We start from the raw sequence: 1,516 nt of genomic DNA, 5'->3' as shown, positions 1-1,516 counted from the left end.
CGCGCTCGGCGCGGTCGCGCGCCTCGGCCTCTTCGCGGGCACGGCGCACGCGCTCTTCGCGCGCCTTGCGCTCGGCCTCGACACCGGCCTGGTAGTCGGCGACGGTCTTGGCCGTGGTGTCCTGCAGGGCGGCGAGCTGGGCTTCGAGCACGACCTGGTTCGACTGCTGCTCGGCGAGGGCGGCCTGAGCCGCCTCGGCGGCCTGCTGAGCGGCGACCATCTTCTCTTCGGCGATCTTCTGCAGACGGTCGCGCTCGGTGCGGGCGTCGCCGGCCTGATTGCTCAGCTGCTGCGCGGAGTCGCGCGCCGTGATGGCCGCGGCGTACACCGAACGGTTGCGGTCGAGGAGCTTGTCCATCGTGCCGAGCTTGGCCAGCAGATCGTCGGCCGTCGCGGCCGAGCCCGAGAAGAACAGGTCGAGCGAGGTGTCGTCACCGCCCGAGCGGTACAGCTGCGCGGCGACCTTGCCGGCCTTGTTCGCGGCGTCGACGGCCTCGGCGGCCTTCGCGTCGGCCTGCGACTGGATCTGCTGAGCACGGTAGTCGGCGTCGAGATACGCCTGCTGCGCCGCGTAGTACTCGTCGGAACGCGCGATGACCTCGGCCTGCGTGCGCGCGACCTCGGACTGGAGGCCCTGGATGAGGCCCTGGATGCGCGAGATCTCACCCGCCTTGGCCGACTCATTCGCGCGCGCAGCCTCGACATCGGCCCACGAGGGGTAGTCGGCGGCGAAGGCGGGGGAACCGAAGCTCGACGCCGCAGCCCCGAAGGCGCCGACGGCGACAGCCCCGAAAGCTCCGAGCTTCAGCGCGCTGCGTCGGTCGAACGACGGCCAGAGGCGCCGCTGCTCCTTCGCAGTGGGCGCGCAGCCGCAGTCATCTGATTCGTCGGGGCGCTCGAGCGTCACGGGAATACCTCATCTCACCGGTTCGCAACTCGGCCAACAGTAGCAACACGAGTCACACGTACAACAGGGCGAGTTCCCGCTGTCGCGCCCCATCCTGGGCCCACGACACGCCGTCATCGCGGACGCCACGCCCTCGATTGGCAATCTCCGAGATTGTGAAGTAGGCTCGGTCGTCGGCAAGCGAGGATGAAATCGCAAGGTTTCAGGCTCATCCGGCCCCATCGTTTAGCGGCCTAGGACACCGCCCTTTCACGGCGGCAGCACGGGTTCGAATCCCGTTGGGGTCACTTTCCGGTGGAATAACTTAATACGCATGGCCCTGTAGCGCAGTTGGTTAGCGTGCCGCCCTGTCACGGCGGAGGTCGCGGGTTCAAGTCCCGTCAGGGTCGCTCCACAGCGACGGGCCTTCTTTCGAGAAGGCCTTTCGTCTCGGAAGCGGCAGACATGCCGTTCGGCTCTGTAGCTCAGTTGGTAGAGCGCACGACTGAAAATCGTGAGGTCACGGGATCGACGCCCGTCGGAGCCACACGGATCACCATTACAGTGATCCCAGAAACCCTCGCCTAGCTTCTACATGGCGGGGGTTTTGCTTTTCCCAGTGGGAGGCGG

The 1,516-nt window shown here is 67.2% G+C and carries 1 protein-coding gene and 3 tRNA genes; 3 read left to right on the top strand and 1 reads right to left on the bottom strand.

Annotated features, from left to right (window positions below):
* A partial coding sequence (locus IFR11_RS16130; protein ID WP_446724815.1) for a coiled-coil domain-containing protein occupies window positions 1-907 on the bottom strand: 907 nt, incomplete at its 3' end.
* Window positions 908-1,121: 214 nt separating this feature from the next.
* Here IFR11_RS16130 and IFR11_RS16125 point away from each other — a divergent pair.
* From IFR11_RS16125 to IFR11_RS16115, 3 genes are all read left to right on the top strand, one after another.
* Window positions 1,122-1,194, top strand: a tRNA-Glu gene (locus IFR11_RS16125).
* Window positions 1,195-1,222: 28 nt separating this feature from the next.
* Window positions 1,223-1,296, top strand: a tRNA-Asp gene (locus IFR11_RS16120).
* A 64-nt stretch (window positions 1,297-1,360) separates the two neighbouring features.
* Window positions 1,361-1,433: transfer RNA gene (locus tag IFR11_RS16115), tRNA-Phe, on the top strand.
* Window positions 1,434-1,516 lie beyond the last annotated feature (83 nt).

Source organism: Microbacterium sp. CFBP 8801 (assembly GCF_014839455.1).
In the GTDB taxonomy this organism is placed as follows: domain Bacteria; phylum Actinomycetota; class Actinomycetes; order Actinomycetales; family Microbacteriaceae; genus Microbacterium.
The sequence above is the reverse complement of the archived record's forward strand: the minus strand, read 5'-3'. Positions and strand labels throughout refer to the sequence as shown.